12 protein-coding genes are annotated in these 16,121 nt (G+C 61.6%); 6 read left to right on the top strand and 6 right to left on the bottom strand.

Annotation, left to right across the window (positions count from 1 at the left end; genetic code table 11):
* The first annotated feature begins 11 nt into the window (after nucleotides 1-11).
* From AC097P_RS10010 to AC097P_RS10000, 3 genes are all read left to right on the top strand, one after another.
* Complete coding sequence (locus AC097P_RS10010; protein ID WP_479610246.1) at nucleotides 12-338, top strand: hypothetical protein; 327 nt, start codon at nucleotides 12-14, stop codon at nucleotides 336-338.
* 62 nt (nucleotides 339-400) lie between these two features.
* Complete coding sequence (locus AC097P_RS10005; protein WP_479610245.1) at nucleotides 401-1,534, top strand: GGDEF domain-containing protein; 1,134 nt, start codon at nucleotides 401-403, stop codon at nucleotides 1,532-1,534.
* A 151-nt stretch (nucleotides 1,535-1,685) separates the two neighbouring features.
* Nucleotides 1,686-3,860: a TonB-dependent receptor plug domain-containing protein gene (locus tag AC097P_RS10000; protein ID WP_479610244.1), complete on the top strand. Its 2,175-nt coding sequence runs from the start codon at nucleotides 1,686-1,688 to the stop codon at nucleotides 3,858-3,860.
* Nucleotides 3,861-3,999: 139 nt separating this feature from the next.
* Here the strand turns inward: AC097P_RS10000 and AC097P_RS09995 are convergent, their stop codons facing one another.
* Together AC097P_RS09995 and AC097P_RS09990 are read right to left on the bottom strand one after the other, a co-directional pair.
* Complete coding sequence (locus AC097P_RS09995) at nucleotides 4,000-4,542, bottom strand: N-acetyltransferase family protein (protein ID WP_479610243.1); 543 nt, start codon at nucleotides 4,540-4,542, stop codon at nucleotides 4,000-4,002.
* Entirely contained in the window at nucleotides 4,530-4,994 is a 465-nt protein-coding gene (locus AC097P_RS09990; protein WP_479610242.1) for a rhodanese-like domain-containing protein, read from the bottom strand. Before AC097P_RS09990 ends, AC097P_RS09995 begins: the two co-directional genes overlap by 13 nt.
* Nucleotides 4,995-5,299: 305 nt before the next feature.
* On the opposite strand from AC097P_RS09990, the gene AC097P_RS09985 reads away from it, so the two are divergent.
* Nucleotides 5,300-5,515 carry a hypothetical protein gene (locus tag AC097P_RS09985; protein WP_479610241.1) on the top strand — a complete coding sequence of 72 codons (216 nt, stop codon included), beginning with the start codon at nucleotides 5,300-5,302 and terminating at the stop codon, nucleotides 5,513-5,515.
* 72 nt (nucleotides 5,516-5,587) lie between these two features.
* Nucleotides 5,588-6,532 (top strand): VTT domain-containing protein, encoded by a 945-nt coding sequence (locus AC097P_RS09980; protein WP_479610240.1) that lies wholly within the window; start codon nucleotides 5,588-5,590, stop codon nucleotides 6,530-6,532.
* On the opposite strand, the gene AC097P_RS09975 is transcribed toward AC097P_RS09980, so the two are convergent.
* Nucleotides 6,509-10,348, bottom strand: a complete 3,840-nt coding sequence (locus AC097P_RS09975) for a bifunctional diguanylate cyclase/phosphodiesterase (protein ID WP_479610239.1) — start codon at nucleotides 10,346-10,348, stop codon at nucleotides 6,509-6,511. The genes AC097P_RS09980 and AC097P_RS09975 overlap by 24 nt on opposite strands.
* Nucleotides 10,349-10,401: 53 nt before the next feature.
* Between AC097P_RS09975 and AC097P_RS09970 the strand changes: the two genes are divergently transcribed.
* Complete coding sequence (locus AC097P_RS09970; RefSeq protein ID WP_479610238.1) at nucleotides 10,402-11,130, top strand: zf-TFIIB domain-containing protein; 729 nt, start codon at nucleotides 10,402-10,404, stop codon at nucleotides 11,128-11,130.
* A gap of 19 nt (nucleotides 11,131-11,149) precedes the next feature.
* On the opposite strand, the gene AC097P_RS09965 is transcribed toward AC097P_RS09970, so the two are convergent.
* The 3 genes from AC097P_RS09965 to AC097P_RS09955 form a co-directional block, all read right to left on the bottom strand.
* The gene (locus AC097P_RS09965) at nucleotides 11,150-12,145 is read right to left on the bottom strand and encodes a 2-hydroxyacid dehydrogenase (RefSeq protein ID WP_479610237.1); all 996 of its coding nucleotides are present in this window, start codon (nucleotides 12,143-12,145) and stop codon (nucleotides 11,150-11,152) included.
* Nucleotides 12,146-12,157: 12 nt separating this feature from the next.
* Nucleotides 12,158-14,458, bottom strand: coding sequence for a nitric-oxide reductase large subunit (locus AC097P_RS09960; protein WP_479610236.1), 2,301 nt, complete (start codon nucleotides 14,456-14,458; stop codon nucleotides 12,158-12,160).
* A 171-nt stretch (nucleotides 14,459-14,629) separates the two neighbouring features.
* The gene (locus tag AC097P_RS09955) at nucleotides 14,630-16,108 is read right to left on the bottom strand and encodes an RNB domain-containing ribonuclease (protein WP_479610235.1); all 1,479 of its coding nucleotides are present in this window, start codon (nucleotides 16,106-16,108) and stop codon (nucleotides 14,630-14,632) included.
* Between the last annotated feature and the right edge of the window lie 13 nt (nucleotides 16,109-16,121).

Raw genomic sequence — 16,121 nt, 5'->3', positions numbered from 1 at the left:
CCTCGTTCGCCATGCCCCGCCGTAAGCACCACCACGTCTATGTGGTCGAACTCTCCAAAGACGTGTTGCTGGAGCCGCGCTTTCGCAGAAACAACCCCGGTTACATCGATGGCAAGCCCTGTGTGTACGTAGGCATGACGGGCCTGGACCCGGACGTGCGCTTCGACAAGCACAAGGCTGGCATCCAGTCCAACAGCTATGTGCAGCACTACGGCCTGCGCCTGCTGCCCGATCTGTACGAGGCTTTCAACCCCATGAGCTACAAGGACGCGGTGGACAAGGAGATCGATATCGGCATCGATCTGCGCTCCGCAGGATTTGGCGTGTGGCAGGCTTAACCCTGGTGGCATTGCGGGGGTAGATGCGTTAGAGCGCAAGCGGTACGATAGCAAATATGCCGATGCTCGTCAGCCTTCAACTCGCCCTGTATGCCCTGCTGTGGGCCCTGATCGGCTTTGCAGTCAAGGACGCACGCCCAGCCATTGCTCAGTGGACGGGTTACGCACTGGCCACCGCTGCTGCGGCCGCACTGCTGGGCTGGCGGCCAGACGGTCCGGTTTGGCTCACACACACAGGGTCTAGCGCGACCACGCTGCTGAGCCTGATCTTGGCGGGCCGGGGTGTGGTGCTGTTTTTAAAACTGCGTCCCCCAGACAGAGTCTTGCTCGCCATTGCAGCCGCGGCCGCCGTGTGCTTTGGGTGGGTCGGGCCGTACAACACGGACCACCGATTGGCCGTCATGGGCTTCTTCAACATCGTTGTGCTCATCGCTATTTTTGTGCAATGTGCCAAACCCTTCATCCGAGAATTTGGCTGGCCGGTATCGGCGGTGGCCGCTTTCCCGGCGCTGGCTTTGGTGTGCCTGAATGGGTATTTCCTATCCCGCGGCATATCGCGAAGCGGGCTAGACCTCGCAGGGTCGGGCACGGCGTCAGCGGCCACTTGGATGGTGACTTTGGTGAGTGCGGCAGCGTTCAATTTTCTATTCATGTTTCTGGTGAGCTTTCGCGCGCAGCAAGACCTGCGCCGCCAGGCCAGCCACGATGCCGTCACCGGTCTGCCTAACCGCCGCGCCATGGAGCAGCGGCTGCAATTGGAGTGGGACCGTTCGGTGCGCTACGGCAAGCCCATGGTAGTGATAGCGGTTGATGTGGACCACTTCAAGCGCATCAACGACCAGTATGGCCACGCCATGGGAGATACGGCGCTGATCGCCGTAGCTCAGGCCCTGCAAGCCAGCGCACGCGAGACCGATCAGGTCAGTCGCTGCGGTGGTGAAGAGTTTTTGATTTTGATGCCAGAGGCCAACGTGCAGACCGATGGCATGACCATGGCCGAGCGCCTGCGCGAGGCCGTTGCGGGGATGGCGCTCACCAGCCCGGGTGGCGAGGCGATTGCGCTGAGCGCAAGCTTTGGCGTGTCGGGCTGGCTGGCATCCGACCAGAACCGCGAAGACATGCTGCGCCGCGCCGACAACGCAATGTATGCGGCCAAGGCCAAAGGGCGCAACTGCTCCGTGATGCAAACCAGTTAAAAACCATCTACGCGATGACGATTGTGCGTGCGACGCAGAAATTGCAATAAAGCGCATTCACAATCACGCCCATCGGCTCTCTTGAGCCCCGCAACCATTCCCAATCTGGAGTTCACTTTTGAAGCCACATTTCAGCACCTGTGCGTGCACCATGACCCTGCTCAGCCTCGCCCTGGCGTCTGCCTGGGCACAAGAGATTCCCGGCGGTGCCGTTGAGCCGGGAGGCCGCCCACCGGGCGGCAAGCTGGAGCGCGTGGAGATTCTGGGCAAGCCGGCCAGCGACAACGACCTGCGACGCCGCTCGCAAGTCGCCAAACAGATTTACGGCCGCGAGGAGTTGGACAAATACGGCGACACCAACGTGGCCGATGTGCTTAAACGCCTGCCCGGCATCACCATGCAGGGCAATGCGCCGCGCATGCGGGGCCTGGGGTCGGGCTACACGCTGATTCTGCTCAACGGCGACCCGGCCCCACCGGGGTTTGCACTGGACCAACTGGACCCGGCGCAGGTGGAGCGCATTGAGGTGACCAAGGGCCCCACGGCCAACCAGAGCGCACAGGCAGTGGCCGGTGCCATCAACATCATTCTGAAGGACGCGCCCAAGGTGTCGCAGCGCGATCTGCGGGTGGGTGGGGGCTACAGCGTAGACCGGCCCACTGTGTCGGGCAGCTTCACGCTGGGTGAGAAGTGGGACGGGTTTTCGCTGTCGCTGCCCGTCTCGCTGTTTCAATGGCGCAACCGCAACGACAGCATTGCCTGGCGCAACGCCCCGGGGCTGGATGGCCAGGCATCGCTCGTGCGGCAACAGGGCGAAACTCTGGTGTTTGGCCATGGCATCAACATAGGACCCCGACTGCACTGGCGTATCAGCGATGACGAAACCCTTACCTGGCAGAGTTTTCTGCAAAAGGGCATCTGGAACAACCAGAACACCTACCAGAGCCAGGTGTTTGCGGGCACCCCGGCGCTGGAAGACGACGGCGAATTCCGCGGCGGCTGGCAAAATGTGCGCAGCAATCTGCAGTGGGTCAACCACTTCAGCACCAGTGAGCGGCTGGAGCTGAAGGCTGGCGTATCCCACTCCAAAGGGTCGTTTGACGGCCAGACCGTGCGCCTGGGTGCACCCCAGCGGCGCACGGTTGCAGACACTGCAGACCAGAGCGTCACGCAGGCGGGCAACTACAGCCGCCTGCTCAATACCGAACACAACCTCACCGCCGGATGGGACCTGGAATGGCGCCAACGCGAAGAGACGCGCGCCGTCACCGAGAAGGGCGTTCCCTTGGTTTCAGAATTTGAGGGCCAGCCCTTCGCAGCCCGCATTGCCCGGCGGGCCCTGTTCGTGCAAGACGAGTGGGAGATCAACCCCCAGTGGTCTACCTACCTGGGCGTGCGCTCGGAGCAAATAGTCAGCCAAAGCGATGGCATTGCCGCCACCTTGCGCAACACCAGCGATGTGCTGACCCCGATGGTGCACCTGAACTACAAACTTACACCAACGGGCCGCGACCTGATCCGCGCCAGCATTACCCGAAGCTACAAGGCGCCTGATTTGTCGGCCCTGATGGCACGCCCCTCGATCAGCAGCCAGTTCTCCGACACCAGCAAGACCAATACCGAGCAGTCGCCCGACCGCACCGGCAACCCCGCCTTGCTGCCCGAGCTGGCCACCGGGCTGGATATTGCGTTCGAGAAATACCTGCCCGCTGGCGGCCTGATCAGCGTGGGCGTGTTCTACCGCAAGGTCGATGACCTGATCCGCAATGTGACCGGTTTGCAAAGCGTGGGCTGGTCCACTGCACCGCGCTGGGTGTCGCAGCCCCTCAACTTCTCTAAGGCCACGACCCGGGGCTTGGAGTTTGAAGTCAAAGGCCGCGGCGGCGAGTTGCTGCCCGACCTGTTTGATGCCAAGCTGCCGCTGAACCTGCGCGCCTCGGTCAACTTCTACCAATCCAGTGTGGACGCCCTGCCCGGCCCCGATAACCGGCTGGACGGCCAACAACCCTGGTCGGGCAACTTTGGTTTTGACTACCGCATGACTGCGATGGGCGGCATGCCCGTGGTCCTGGGTGGCAGCCTGGCGTTTACGCCGGGCTACACCACACGGCAAACCCTGTCGCAAACGCTGGACACATCGCGCAGCCGCAGCGTGGACCTGTTTGCCCAGTTCGTCATGAGCCCCAAACTGTCGGCGCGCGTGTCGGTGAACAATCTGGCACCCGTGGACGGCGAATCGCTGACGCAAACCAGCGATGGCTATTCCACCAGCAGCTTGCGCAGTGGGCGCAGCAGCCTGAATTTTGGGGTCGAAATCAAGCTGTAGATACCCGCTGCAAGACCATGCCGCCCGCACGACGGGAGGCGCCAGAGCGATGGAAGATGCAACGGTCCGGCAAATCCAGCATGACCAGCCGAGGCTGAAACTCTAGATGTCGCGCTTGGCTTGAGAAAACGCTACGCTTTTAGTAGCGCCTTACGCACATCCCACGAGGGCTAGCGGCCAGTTTGGCACTCAACCCTACAGCACAAGCGCATACCGCTGCTTGGTCGATGCCGTAGCCCCCAAGACGCGCATAGAAACGGATGGCACCTGCATTCCAATCCGGCGTTTGCCATTGCAGCGTGCTGCAGCCCTGCGTATGGGCAAAGGCTTTTACGGCCTGCACCAGCAGCTGGCCTCCACCCTGGCTGCGGACCGCCGCAGCCAGGTACAAACAATCCAGGTGTGCAAAACGATGGCCGCTTAGCGTCGCAAAATCCAGCGTGACGCTCGCGTAACCGACGGCAGCCCCACCACCGCCCTGCTCTAGCAACAACCACGCATGCAGTCGGCCGCTCGCCAGCGCGGCGCGCAAGCGGTCCGCATGGCCTGCTGCGCTGTAGGGCATGCGCTCATACGCAGCATGGGCTGCGCACAGCGGCGCCAGCGCTTCGGCATAAGCCGGCACCGCCGCCCGCACGTGCTGCAGGGTTGGCGGCGCGATGGCAGCTTCTAGCAGGCGCACTCGATGGCGGGGGCGTCCACAGGCATCGCACTGGGGGCGCTGCCTGTGGCGACCGGTTGGCCATCGCGCAACCAGAAGTCCAGTCCGCCCAGCATTTCCTTGACGGTCAGGCCCAGCGCGGCCAGCTTGTAGGCGCCCTTGGTAGAGCCGTTGCAGCCAATGCCATCGCAGTAGGTCACGTATACCTTGCTGCGGTCCAGCTTGGCGTTGCTTTGCGCGTCCATCAGCCGGTGCGGGAAGTTGATCGCGCCGGGCACATGGCCTTTGGCGTATAGCTCGGGCGAGCGGGTGTCGACGACGACCAGCGTGTCAACGCCGTTGCGCAGGTCTTCGGCCACATCCCAGGCGTCGGCATGGAAGCTGAGCTTGTGCCGCATGTAGTCGGCGGTCTGGGCTGGGCTGGCAGGGGCAAAGTCAAGGACTTGGGATGCGGCAGCGGCTTGTGGGCTCATGGTCTTCTACAGCCAGCCCGAAGCGGCTGACGACGGATGGCTGCTGGGCTTTGCGGCGCTGCAGCCGGCGGAAATTGAGGCGGCGGTGGCCACGCTCAGCGCAGTCAAATGCCCTTGAGCCGCTAGCCGCCATAAAACCGCTATGTTTTTGGTAGCGGCTTACGCGCTATGCACGAGGGCTACAGCCCAATTCGACCTCTAACGGTGCGGCGTCCCACAGACTTTGGGGTGCGGCGGGAATGTAATCAAATTCTGTCGCGCCGCAGTGCGCCCCTTAACCACCAAGCACCCCAAGGAGCACGACGATGACCCAGCACGCCACGATCCACGACAACGTTACCTACCGCGCCGGCGACGGCGTTCCCATCGAGATTCCTCAGGGCCCCGCCGAGATAGAACTGGCGCCCGACAGCGCCACACTGAGCTGGCGCGAAGAGAACGGCGCCGCTGGCGTCACCGCCATTCCGCTGAGCGAATACAAGCAATACATAGAGCACCAACAGATCACGCTGGAGAACTGACACCGCCTGCGCTTTCACGGCGCAGACCTTGGCAGTGTGATACTCGGTCCATGCCCTTTCTGAAAAACACGCATGGACAGTAGCTGGATTACCCAACTTCTGCAGCAGGACAGCCGACTGCTGGTCTTTGTCAACGTCTTGCTGCAGCAGTTGGGCTTGCCCGTGCCGTCGGTGCCCACCATGGTGCTGGCCGGCAGCCAGTCTGCAGGCATGGCGGCGTTGTCCACGATGTTATTGGCGGCGGTAGTCGCGTCGCTGCTGGCGGACTGGGTCTGGTACCAGTTGGGCCGACGCTTTGGTTACAGCGTGCTGTCGCTGCTGTGCCGAATGTCGATCAACCCCAGTTCCTGCGTCAACCAGACCGAGGCACGCTTTACCAAATGGGGGGTATGGTCGCTGGTGTTTGGCAAATTCATACCCGGTTTTGCCACTGTGGCGCCACCGGTTGCCGGAGCGCTGGGCATGGCGCCGTCGTCTTTCTTCATGGCATCGGCCGTCGGCGCGGGCTTGTGGGCTGGGCTGGCGTTGGTGGCAGGCTACGCCTTCCAGGCGCAGATTGAAGGTCTGCTGGCATGGACGGCTGCGCACGGCATCCATCTGGCTGTGATTGGGGGCGCTGTGGTGGCTGCCATCATCGGCTGGAAATACTGGCGCAAGCTGCAATTCGACCGCCTGGCGTCCATGCGCCACATTGATCTGGACGAGTTTCTGCGGGCAGTTGCCAGCCAGCACCCACCACACATCATCGACCTGCGCACCCAAGGTCTGGCCGCAGAAGCCGGTTACATCCCCAATGCCCACTTGACCGAATACAAGGCGCTGGCGCTGTCCTTGTCCGGTGTCGACAAGAACTACCCTATCGTGACCATCTGCGCCTGCCCGCAGGATGCAGGCGCCGTGCAGGCCGCGCAAAGCCTGCAGAAGCAGGGCTACCGCAACGCCTACCCATTGCGCGGCGGCTTTGATGCATGGAAGGCGGCGCAGACCCAGGGTTCAACGTGGGCCCGGCCCACCTAAAACAAGCTGCGTGGCCAAGACAGGGTGCCCAAAATAGTAACCCTGGAAAGCCTCGCACCCCATTTCAATCAGGACATCTCGCTGGTCTGCTGTCTCGACGCCCTCCGCGATGACCTTAAGCCCCAGGCTGCGGCCTAATGCAATGATGGTGCGCGCTATGACAGCGTCGCTGGCATCGTTCAATATGTCCCGCACGAAGGACTGGTCGATTTTCAATTGGTCCAGTGGGAGGCGCTTCAGGTATGACAGTGACGAGTAGCCGGTGCCAAAGTCATCCAGCGAGAAACCCACACCCATGGCTTTGATCTGGTTCATCTTGGCGATAACGTCAATGACGTCGTCTACCAACATGCTCTCTGTCAACTCCAGCTTTAACAAGTGCGGGGCCGCGCCGGACTCTGATAACGCAGCAGCGACGTTGGCAACAAAGTCAGCTTGCGCGAATTGGGAGGCACTGACGTTGACCGCCATAGCCCACGTCCGGGAGGCATCGTGTGCCGCCCATTGCTTGAGTTGATGGCACGCAGTACGCAATACCCATTGCCCCAAGGGCAAAATCAATGCAGTTTCTTCAGCCAGTGCAATAAAGTGCGCGGGCGACACCAGTCCCCGCGTGGGGTGCGCCCAGCGGACCAGGGCTTCGGCACCAATCGTTTGTCCGGCCCTGTCGACTTGAATTTGATAATGCAGAACGAACTCACGGTCTGCCAAGCCGCGCCGCAGATCGGCCGCCAACTCGGCATACGCCGTGGCAGCCGCCTGCATGGTCGGATCAAAAAATCGGGCGGTGTTGCGTCCGGCGGATTTGGCCTGGTACATGGCCACATCGGCCTTTTTGAGCAGTTCCTCGATGCTTTCGTGCTCTTTCGAAAACACCACGATGCCAATGCTCGGCGTGCTCTCGTAATTTGCATCGCGCAATACATAGGGCTGCCCCAGCGCATCCAAAATCTTGTTGGCAATTTGCTCGGCTTGCGTTGCGGCCTCGGGTTCGTGCTGGCTCAACGACTCCAACAGCACAACAAATTCATCGCCACCCAGCCGCGCCACAGAGTCTCCCTCGCGCACACACCCCTGCAAACGGTGCGCAACCTGTTGCAGCAGCAGGTCACCCACGTCGTGACCGCGGGTGTCATTCAATTGCTTGAAGTGATCCAGATCCAAAAACATCAAAGCGCCGTGCTGCCCAGTGCGGGTTGCGCTCAAGACTGCCTGGCGCAACCGATCCGTAAGCAGTCTCCGGTTGGGCAGCTCGGTCAACGCGTCAAAGAAGGCCAATCTGCGGATTTCTTCCACATCCTGCCGGTGTTGTGTAATGTCGCGGACCACACCAACGTAGGTCGTTTTTCCGCCGACCGATATTTCAGACACCTGCAGACTCATCGGAAACAGCTCACCGCCCTTGCGACGCCCTTCCAGCTCCAGTGTCTTGCCTATGGCCCTTCGTTCGCCCGTTCGGGCATGGTGGTTCAAATAATCGTCATGGCGCAGTTGGTGGTGCTCGGGCATCAACATGGAGATGTTGCGCCCAATGATCTCGCTCGCCGTATAGCCAAACGCCACACCGGCCGCCACGTTGACGGACTCCACTACCCCTCGGGGATTGATGGTAATGACGCCATCCATCAAATTGTCGAGGATGGTCTGCGTGTGCAAGGCTGCTTGGCGCAAGGTCTCTTTGGTATGCCGCAATGCCTGCTCCGCCTGCACCCTGGCGCTGGTGTCATGCATGGAAACTTGTACGGCAGGCTCGCCGTTGTACATGATGCGAATTCCTTGAACCTCGAGATACAGCGGCGAACCGTCGAGACGCAAAAACACTTCCTCCAACATCGGCGCCGCAATTCCGGTCTGCGCTACCGCCTGGGTGCGCTGCATCACCACATCCCGGAAGTCGGGATGCACGCGGTCGAGAATGGGCTGGCCTACCAACTCGTGCGGGGCTTGGGCGCCAAAAAGGCGCAGCGCAGCGGGGTTGGCGTAGACGATGACGCCGCGCACGTGTACGGCAATAGGGCCTGGTGTCCATTCAATCATCGTGCGAAAACGTTCTTCGCTCTCGGCCAGCGCCTGGCGTACGCGGTACTGCTCCGTGACATCACTGAAAACAAGAACGACACCGACAATCGCTTGCTGGGCATCACGGATAGGCGCGCCGCTATCTGAAATCTGGTACTCGCGCCCGTCACGTGCAATCAGTGCGGTGTGGTTGGCGAGCCCAACGACACGGCCGTGCTGCATCACCATTTCAACAGGGTTGGGGGCTGGTAGCCGGGTCTGCGCGCTGACAATATGAAAAACCTCTGCCAGAGGCCGACCCCGCGCTTCGTCAAACGTCCAGCCCGTTAAGCGCTCAGCCATGGCGTTCATTTGTGTGATGCGGCCCGATCGGTCCGTGGCGATAACCCCATCACCAATAGACTGCAGCGTGATCGCCAGGTTTTCTTCACTCAGACGCAATTGCTCGCTCGCCAGCCGTGCTTGCGTGATGTCTGTGCGCACGCCCAACAAGCGCGTGGCTCTGCCATCGGGTCCGCGCTCCAGCACACGCCCGACAACACTCATCCACCGCCAAGATCCGTCGGCATGCCGAAGCCGCGCTTCGTATTGGTAAGGCGTATCGTGGCCGGCAAGAACGTCTTGGATTTTGGCTGTCACCGCGTCACGGTCTTCGGGGTGCAGCCGTTCCAGCCATTGCTGGCGATTGCCGAGCCCTTCTTCAGGCTCGTATCCCAGCATCGTAAAGTAGGTCGGCGTCGTGTACCAAACGTCTGTTGTGATGTCCCAATCCCACACCGCGACGCCTGCCGCATCCGTACCCATACTCAGCCGCCGCGCCATGTGTTCGACGTCGGCGCGCGCCCGATCTTGTTTCAGCCAACTCTTTGCCAGGGTCCAGCACAAGAGTGCTATGAGGGTGGACGCAGCCAGCCAAATGCAAGTAGACATCACCACGTATTGACGCCAAGGCGCCAGCAGGCGGTCCTGTGACGTGCCGACAATGATCAGAAAGTCCGTCTGCACGGCCAAGGTGCGGAATACGAAGAGGCGGTGCAGCCCATCGATGGGACTTGGGTCCAGGAAATGTCCTGACGCGGCCTTAGGCAAGTGCTCTCTGAACAAGGGGCTGTTGGCAAAGCTCTTGCCCATGGCGGCATCGTTGAATGGGCTGCGCATGACCAGTTCGCCGTCGCGGTGCAAAAGCGCCACCGAGCCGCCCTCGCCCAGCTCTACTTGGCGCCACAGTTCATCAAAATAGGGTGGCTCTATCGCAGCGACGATGACGCCTTCGAATTGCCCGCTTTCGGACAGCATGGGCCGGGCGGCGCTGATGAGCCAAGTACCGGTAGATCGGCTGCGGATCGGTTTACCCAGGAAAAAAACAGTCTGCGGTTGGCTCTTGTAGATTTGAAAATACGCGCGGTCCGCGAGACTGATGCCGATGTTTCCAATATCCGTGTCGTACTGGATGCGACCCTGTGCGTCGAGCACCCATATCGCCCGTACAAACGGCATTTCCTTCAGGTGTTGGCGTAACGATGTACGCGCGGAGTCTTCATTCAGCGTTTGCTTGGCTTTCAATTGGGTCAAGCTACTGGCTGCCAGCTGAAGGCGCTGGTCTACCGTTTGAATCGTACGTGTGGTTTGTTCTGCCAACACCAAAGCGAGTGATTCCGTTGCGCGCAAACCAGTTTGCACGGCTTGGTTGCGTTCGTAATACAGGTTGGCAGCCAACAGCAGGCCGGACCCAAGCACGAGCAAAGCTGCCAGCCAAAATATTTGGCGACGAATCGGTCGTTCGTTGCTGGGTCGCATGCAGATCAGTGTAACCAGTGCTGCTGTGCGATCAAGGGATAAGATACCGGCCCATGCAACATGTCACCACTGCCTGCCCCTCGTGCCGCGCATCCATGCAGACTCAGGCGCTGCCCGGCAACAACGGCCATCCCGTGGAGATAGACCTGTGCTTCCAGTGCCAAGGCATGTGGTTTGACCCGCAAGAGAACCTGAAGCTGTCGCCAGCCGCAGTGGCGGACCTGTTCAAGCTGCTGCACGAGCAGCGTGGCGCGGCGCACCAGCCGCTGGCTAACCATCTGGATTGTCCACGTTGCCGCGGCGCGCTGACGCAGGGCTTTGACCTGGTACGCAGCGGGCGCTACATCACCTACCGGTGCGGCAGTGGCCACGGGCGGTTTAGCCCGTTTTCGTCGTTCATGGTAGAGAAAGGTTTTGTCCGCCAGCTGACCCGCCCCGAGATCGAAGACCTGGCCCGGCGCGTTGCCGTGATCCACTGCAGCAGCTGCGGTGCGCCGGTGGACATCCGCAAAGACGCGGCCTGCCCGCACTGCCGTTCGGCCTTCTCGCTGCTGGACCCGCAGGCCGTGGAGCAAGCCCTGCAGGGTTATGCCAAAGCCAGCAAAGCGCCGGCGGTTGGATCTGCCGACGGCGGCAAACGGCCAGACCTGGCCGACGCATTGATCATGCTGGAGCGAGACCGCCAACGCACGCTGCGCGAACAGCAGGCCGAGGCCGCATCCGACCGTGTGGATCTGTGGTCTTTGGGCATTGCGCTGGTGGCCGGCGTGCTAGCCGACTGAGGCCGGTACCATCCTCGCGCTAAGCCAACACCACAGGGTGTCTGGGTTTGCCCGTAGCCGCAAAGGCATCCAAATTGTCCAGTGTGGCGCTGGCTATGGCGGCCAGCGCGTCCTCGGTGAAAAACCCCTGGTGCCCGGTCACCACGACATTGGGAAACGTCAGCAGGCGGGCAAACACATCGTCTTGAATGCCCGCGCCAGACAGGTCGCGGAAGAATAGACCGCCCTCTTCCTCGTACACGTCCAGCCCCAGGCTACCCAGCTGGCCAGACTTGAGGGCGGCAATGGCGGCTCGGGTATCGACCACCGCACCACGGCTGGTGTTGAGTAGCATGGCGCCGCGTTTCATGGCCGCAAAGGCGGGGGCGTTGATCAGGTGGTGGGTGTGGGGTGTCAGCGGGCAGTGCAGGCTGACCACATCGCTACGCGCCAACAGCTCGGACAGGGGTACATATTGCACACCCATCGCCAGGCAAGCCGGGTTGGGCACGGGGTCATGCGCCAACAGCGTGCAACCAAAGCCGGTCATCAAATGGCAGAAGGTTTCGCCAATACGACCGGTACCGACCACGCCCACGGTGCGCCTGTGCACATCAAAACCCATCAGACCATCCAGCGCGAAGTTGCCTTCGCGCACACGGGCGTAGGCGCGGTGGATTTTGCGGTTCAGCGTTAGCAACAGGGCCAACGTGTGCTCGGCCACGGCGTGGGGCGAATACTCGGGCACGCGCCCCACGGCGATGCCCAACTTCTGCGCAGCCACCAGGTCGACCTGGTTGAAGCCCGCACAGCGCAGTACCACCAGACGTACACCTAAGTCATGCAGGCCTTGCAGCACCGTGCGATCTAACTGGTCGTTGACAAACGTGCATATGGCGTCCGCTCCGGCGGCTGTAGCCACTGTGCTGGCTTCCAGCCTAGCCTCCAAAAAATTGAAACTGTGGCCGCCAAAGCCTGGGGCGTGCTCCAGTGCCTGGCGGTCATAAGTGCGGGTGCTATAGACGGTTACGTGCACGAGAGAACCAGTCTAAAGGCCGCTTGTCGGCGCACTACGCATACCCCAATAGGCCTTGAGCGTTGCGATCACCAGCGGCACGGCGCCAAAGACGATAAAAATCACATCGCCCGGCATGCGCATCCATTCGATAAGGTGGGCGCGCTCCGTACCGATGAAGTCCAGGCTGCGGGCGTGCCAATAGCCGTTTTGCAGCACGTCCCAGACCTGCAACACGCCACCTGGAAACAGGCTCAGGCCTACCATCAAGGCCAGCCCAACATTGGTGCCAAAGAATGCCACCTTTATGTATGCCTCCAGACTCGCCCAGACACGGTCTTCACTGCACTGGCGCAACACAAACACCATCAACGCGATGCCCAGCATGCCGAACACGCCCATCAGCGCCGCGTGGCCGTGGGCGGGGGTCAGCAGCGTGCCCACCTCGTAGTAACTGACGATGGGCAGGTTCAGCAAAAAGCCCAGCATGCCAGCGCCGACAAAGTTCCAAAAACCCACCGCCATCAAGAAGTAAAACGTCCACTTGTGTGGCACCACCACTGTGGCGCCTTCAGCATCGCGATCGCCGCGCGTGGTGCGGATAAAGTCCCAAGCATCCAAGGTGAGTAGCGTAAGCGGCACCACTTCCAGCGCCGAGAAGATGGCTGATACCGCCATCGTGGCGTTGGACTGACCCGTGAAGTACCAGTGGTGGCCCGTGCCCATCAGCCCGCCTAGAAAATACAGAATCGCATCGAGGTAAATCACGCGCAGTGCTACGTTGCGCCGGGTCAAGCCCAGTTGGTAAAAGGTCAGCGCCACGATGGTGGTGGCGAAGAATTCAAAGAAACCCTCCACCCACAAATGGATGATCCAGAAGCGCCAGGTGTCGACCACCGTGTAGTTGGACTTGGCGCCGATAAACAGCGCCGGCACATAAAACACCGGTATGGCCAGCGCCGCCACCAAAAACATTTTGACAATGGGTTTGACGGCCGAGTCGGCCAGCGTGCCGGAGCGCACCAGCGTAAACACCATCGCAAACCACGCGAACAGGCCACCCACCAGCAGGTACTGCCACACGCGGCCCAGCTCCAGGTATTCCCAACCCTGGTTGCCGAACCAGAACCACCAGTCACCCAGCATTTGATTGATGCCGAGCCACTCGCCGAACAAGCTGCCGCCAAAAACCAGCGCGAACGCGACAAACAAAATGTGCGTACAGGGTGCGAGCCAGCCAGGCTCGTCACTGCGCAGCGTGCGCCCGAGGAACAAAGCCGCAGCCACATAGGCGGTAGCGATCCAAAAGATGGCCGTTTGCAAATGCCAGGTGCGCAGCAGGTTGCTGGGGAATATTTTCTCAAGCTGAAAACCGTAGAAGCTGCCGGGGTCCGCACGGTAGTGCGCTACGGCGCCGCCCACCAGGGCTTGCGCCAGCAGCAGCACGGCCACCACCACAAAAAACTTCAGTAGCGCCTTTTGGCCAGCACTGGCACCACCTGGCATCAGGAACAGGCGCTTGCGGGGCTCGTGACTGATCCAGCCCAGAAAGTCAAACTTGCCAAAGGCCATCAACACCACCGCAATGCCGGCCAGCAGCACGGTCAGGCTCAGCGCACTCCACAACAGCGCGCCCGAGGTGGGCACGTTGCCCACGCTGGGGTCATACGGAAAGTTGTTGGTGTAGGAATAGGGTTCGCCCGGGCGCTGGGCCACCGAGGCCCAGGCCGCCCAGGTCACAAAGGCGGCGAACTGACGCAGCTCGGTGGGGTCGGTGATCAGGTCGGGCTTGAGGCCCCCGTTGCGCGCGGGATCGTGAAAGTAATTTTTCCAATGGCTGATTTGGGCCAGGTAGGCGGCGGACTCGGCTGGCGTAAACCGCAGCGTCTGGGTCGTTACATCAAAACGGTTGGTCTTCAGCGTGGCAGCGGCCTCACCCGTGACCGCAGCCTGCTCGATCGGTGTCAGCGCCGCAAAGGCCCGCTGGAAACGCTGCTGCGCAACCGTCTCGGCCATGTGTTGGCCCAGTCGGTGCAGTGCATCGGCTGAATAGTCCGGCCCCAGATAGGCGCCGTGTCCCCAGATGCTGCCGTTGGCCATCAGGCCATATTTGAGGAAGACCGTCTGGCCTTCACGTACATCATCGCCTGTGAAGACGGTACCGCCCTGTGCGTTTTGCACCAACTCGGGCACGGGCGGCGCGTTGCGGTAGGCAAATAGGGTGATGGCCATCAGTCCGCAGAAGCCAATCACCATGACGATGAGCACCGCGCGCATCCACCAGGGTGACAGGGGACCGTCGTCGTCGGTCACGGGTTGTGCGGCAATCGTCATAATAGGTCTCCAGACAACGCCATAGTGACGTTGCTAGCGACAGTGCATCTTTAAACCCGGTCCATCGGTGCGCCAGAGCGCTTAGCGCATCCAAGCATGTGCTCGGCGCAACTGATAGGTGTTCCGTGGATTTCTACGCTATCTCAATAGTTTTGATCTTCTACAGGCCTGTTAGCCCATCTCAAAATCAATAAACCCGTGCTCCACGTTGGTAGACACCAGCTTGATGCGCAGTTTGTACCCTACCTTGAGCCCATCCACTGCCCTGAGCAACTTGCCCTCCGCCGGCGGGTTCAGCAGACGGACCCACACGCCGTCTGAGGCATACCCCGTGACGATGGCATCAAAACGCTGGCCCACACGCGACTCCAGCAACAGCGCAGCCTCGGACTTGCGCACCTGACGCTCCACTTTTTGGGCCGCGTCTTCCTGGCGTGTGCAGTGCAGCGCCAGGGCCTCCAGCTCGGCATGCGAATACGGCGCAGGCTGTTTGGCGAGCGCCGCTTTGAGCAGGCGCGCGGTGATGAGGTCGGGGAAGCGCCGGTTGGGCGCGGTGGAGTGGGTGTAGTCCGTGACCGCCAGGCCGAAGTGCCCTACAGGCTCGGCACCGGGTGATTCCATCACGTATTCACCGCGGCCCATCAGCTTGACGATGACCAGCGACAGATCGGGGAAACGCAACGGGTCGGCCCGGCGGCGCTTGGCCAGAAAAGCCTCCAGCGCCTTGGAGTCAGGCTCGGCCGGCAAGACCTCGCCATAGTCCTTGGCCACACCCACGATGCGCAGCCAGCGCTCGGGCGAACGCACCACGCGGCGCAACGAGGTCACACCCTGCCCGGCCAGGTAGCGCGCGGTGCAGGTGTTGGTGGCGATCATCACCTCTTCAATCAGCTGGCGGGCTCGGTTGTGCACCTGCAGGTGTATGTCGGCCACGCGCTCACCGTCAAACGTGACGCGCGGCTGGAAGCTTTCAAACTCCAGCGAACCCTCGCCATGGCGGCGCGCCCGTAGCTGCTGGGCCAGCGCATCTTGCGTGCGCAACTGGGTGTCCATGCCCGGCACCGCGGCCGCAGCGGCGGGTAGCGCACCTTTGCCATCAAGCCAGGCGCTCACGGCGTCGTAGGCCAGCTTGGCTTGGTTGCGCACCCGCGCACGGTACACGGTGGAGCCGGCCAGCGAGGCGTCGGCGTTGAACACCATTTCGGTCACCATGGCCAGGCGGTCCTGGTGGGCATTGAGCGAGGTCAGGTCGGTAGACAGGCGCTCGGGCAGCATGGGGAAGATGCGGGCCGAGGTGTAGACCGACGTGGTGTTGGTGCTGGCGTGCTGGTCAATAGGGGTGTCGCGTGGCACCAGTGCGTCCACATCGGCAATGGCCACCCACAGGCGCACGGCGCCACCGGTCAAGGGTTCGGACACGGTGAGCTGGTCCAGGTCTCGCGAGTCGTCGTTATCGATGGAGCACCACAGCATGTCCCGCAGGTCATGGATGGCGGGGTCGTCATCGGCACGCGTGCCGGTGATGGTGGCCAATTGCTGCTCCACACGGTCCGAGAATTCGGGCAACAAGCCGCGCTCGGTCATGGCGTTGGTGGCAATGCGAACCAGGTCGGCGCGTTGGTGGGGTCTGGGGTTGTGGTGGGTATGCATCGCACCAATATAC

The sequence above is a fragment of the Rhodoferax sp. ZS1R8 genome (assembly GCF_056521325.1).
This window is presented reverse-complemented; position numbering and strand designations above follow the sequence as displayed.

Excerpts from the sequence above, each read along its gene's own strand:
- AC097P_RS09985 (WP_479610241.1), top strand. The coding sequence starts at position 5,300 with ATGACCCAGCACGCCACGATCCACGACAACGTTACCTACCGCGCCGGC.
- AC097P_RS10005 (WP_479610245.1), top strand. The coding sequence starts at position 401 with ATGCTCGTCAGCCTTCAACTCGCCCTGTATGCCCTGCTGTGGGCCCTG.
- AC097P_RS09970 (WP_479610238.1), top strand. The coding sequence starts at position 10,402 with ATGCAACATGTCACCACTGCCTGCCCCTCGTGCCGCGCATCCATGCAG.
- AC097P_RS09980 (WP_479610240.1), top strand. The coding sequence starts at position 5,588 with ATGGACAGTAGCTGGATTACCCAACTTCTGCAGCAGGACAGCCGACTG.
- AC097P_RS09975 (WP_479610239.1), bottom strand. The coding sequence starts at position 10,348 with ATGCGACCCAGCAACGAACGACCGATTCGTCGCCAAATATTTTGGCTG.
- AC097P_RS09960 (WP_479610236.1), bottom strand. The coding sequence starts at position 14,458 with ATGACGATTGCCGCACAACCCGTGACCGACGACGACGGTCCCCTGTCA.
- AC097P_RS09955 (WP_479610235.1), bottom strand. The coding sequence starts at position 16,108 with ATGCATACCCACCACAACCCCAGACCCCACCAACGCGCCGACCTGGTT.
- AC097P_RS09990 (WP_479610242.1), bottom strand. The coding sequence starts at position 4,994 with ATGAGCCCACAAGCCGCTGCCGCATCCCAAGTCCTTGACTTTGCCCCT.
- AC097P_RS10010 (WP_479610246.1), top strand. The coding sequence starts at position 12 with ATGCCCCGCCGTAAGCACCACCACGTCTATGTGGTCGAACTCTCCAAA.
- AC097P_RS10000 (WP_479610244.1), top strand. The coding sequence starts at position 1,686 with ATGACCCTGCTCAGCCTCGCCCTGGCGTCTGCCTGGGCACAAGAGATT.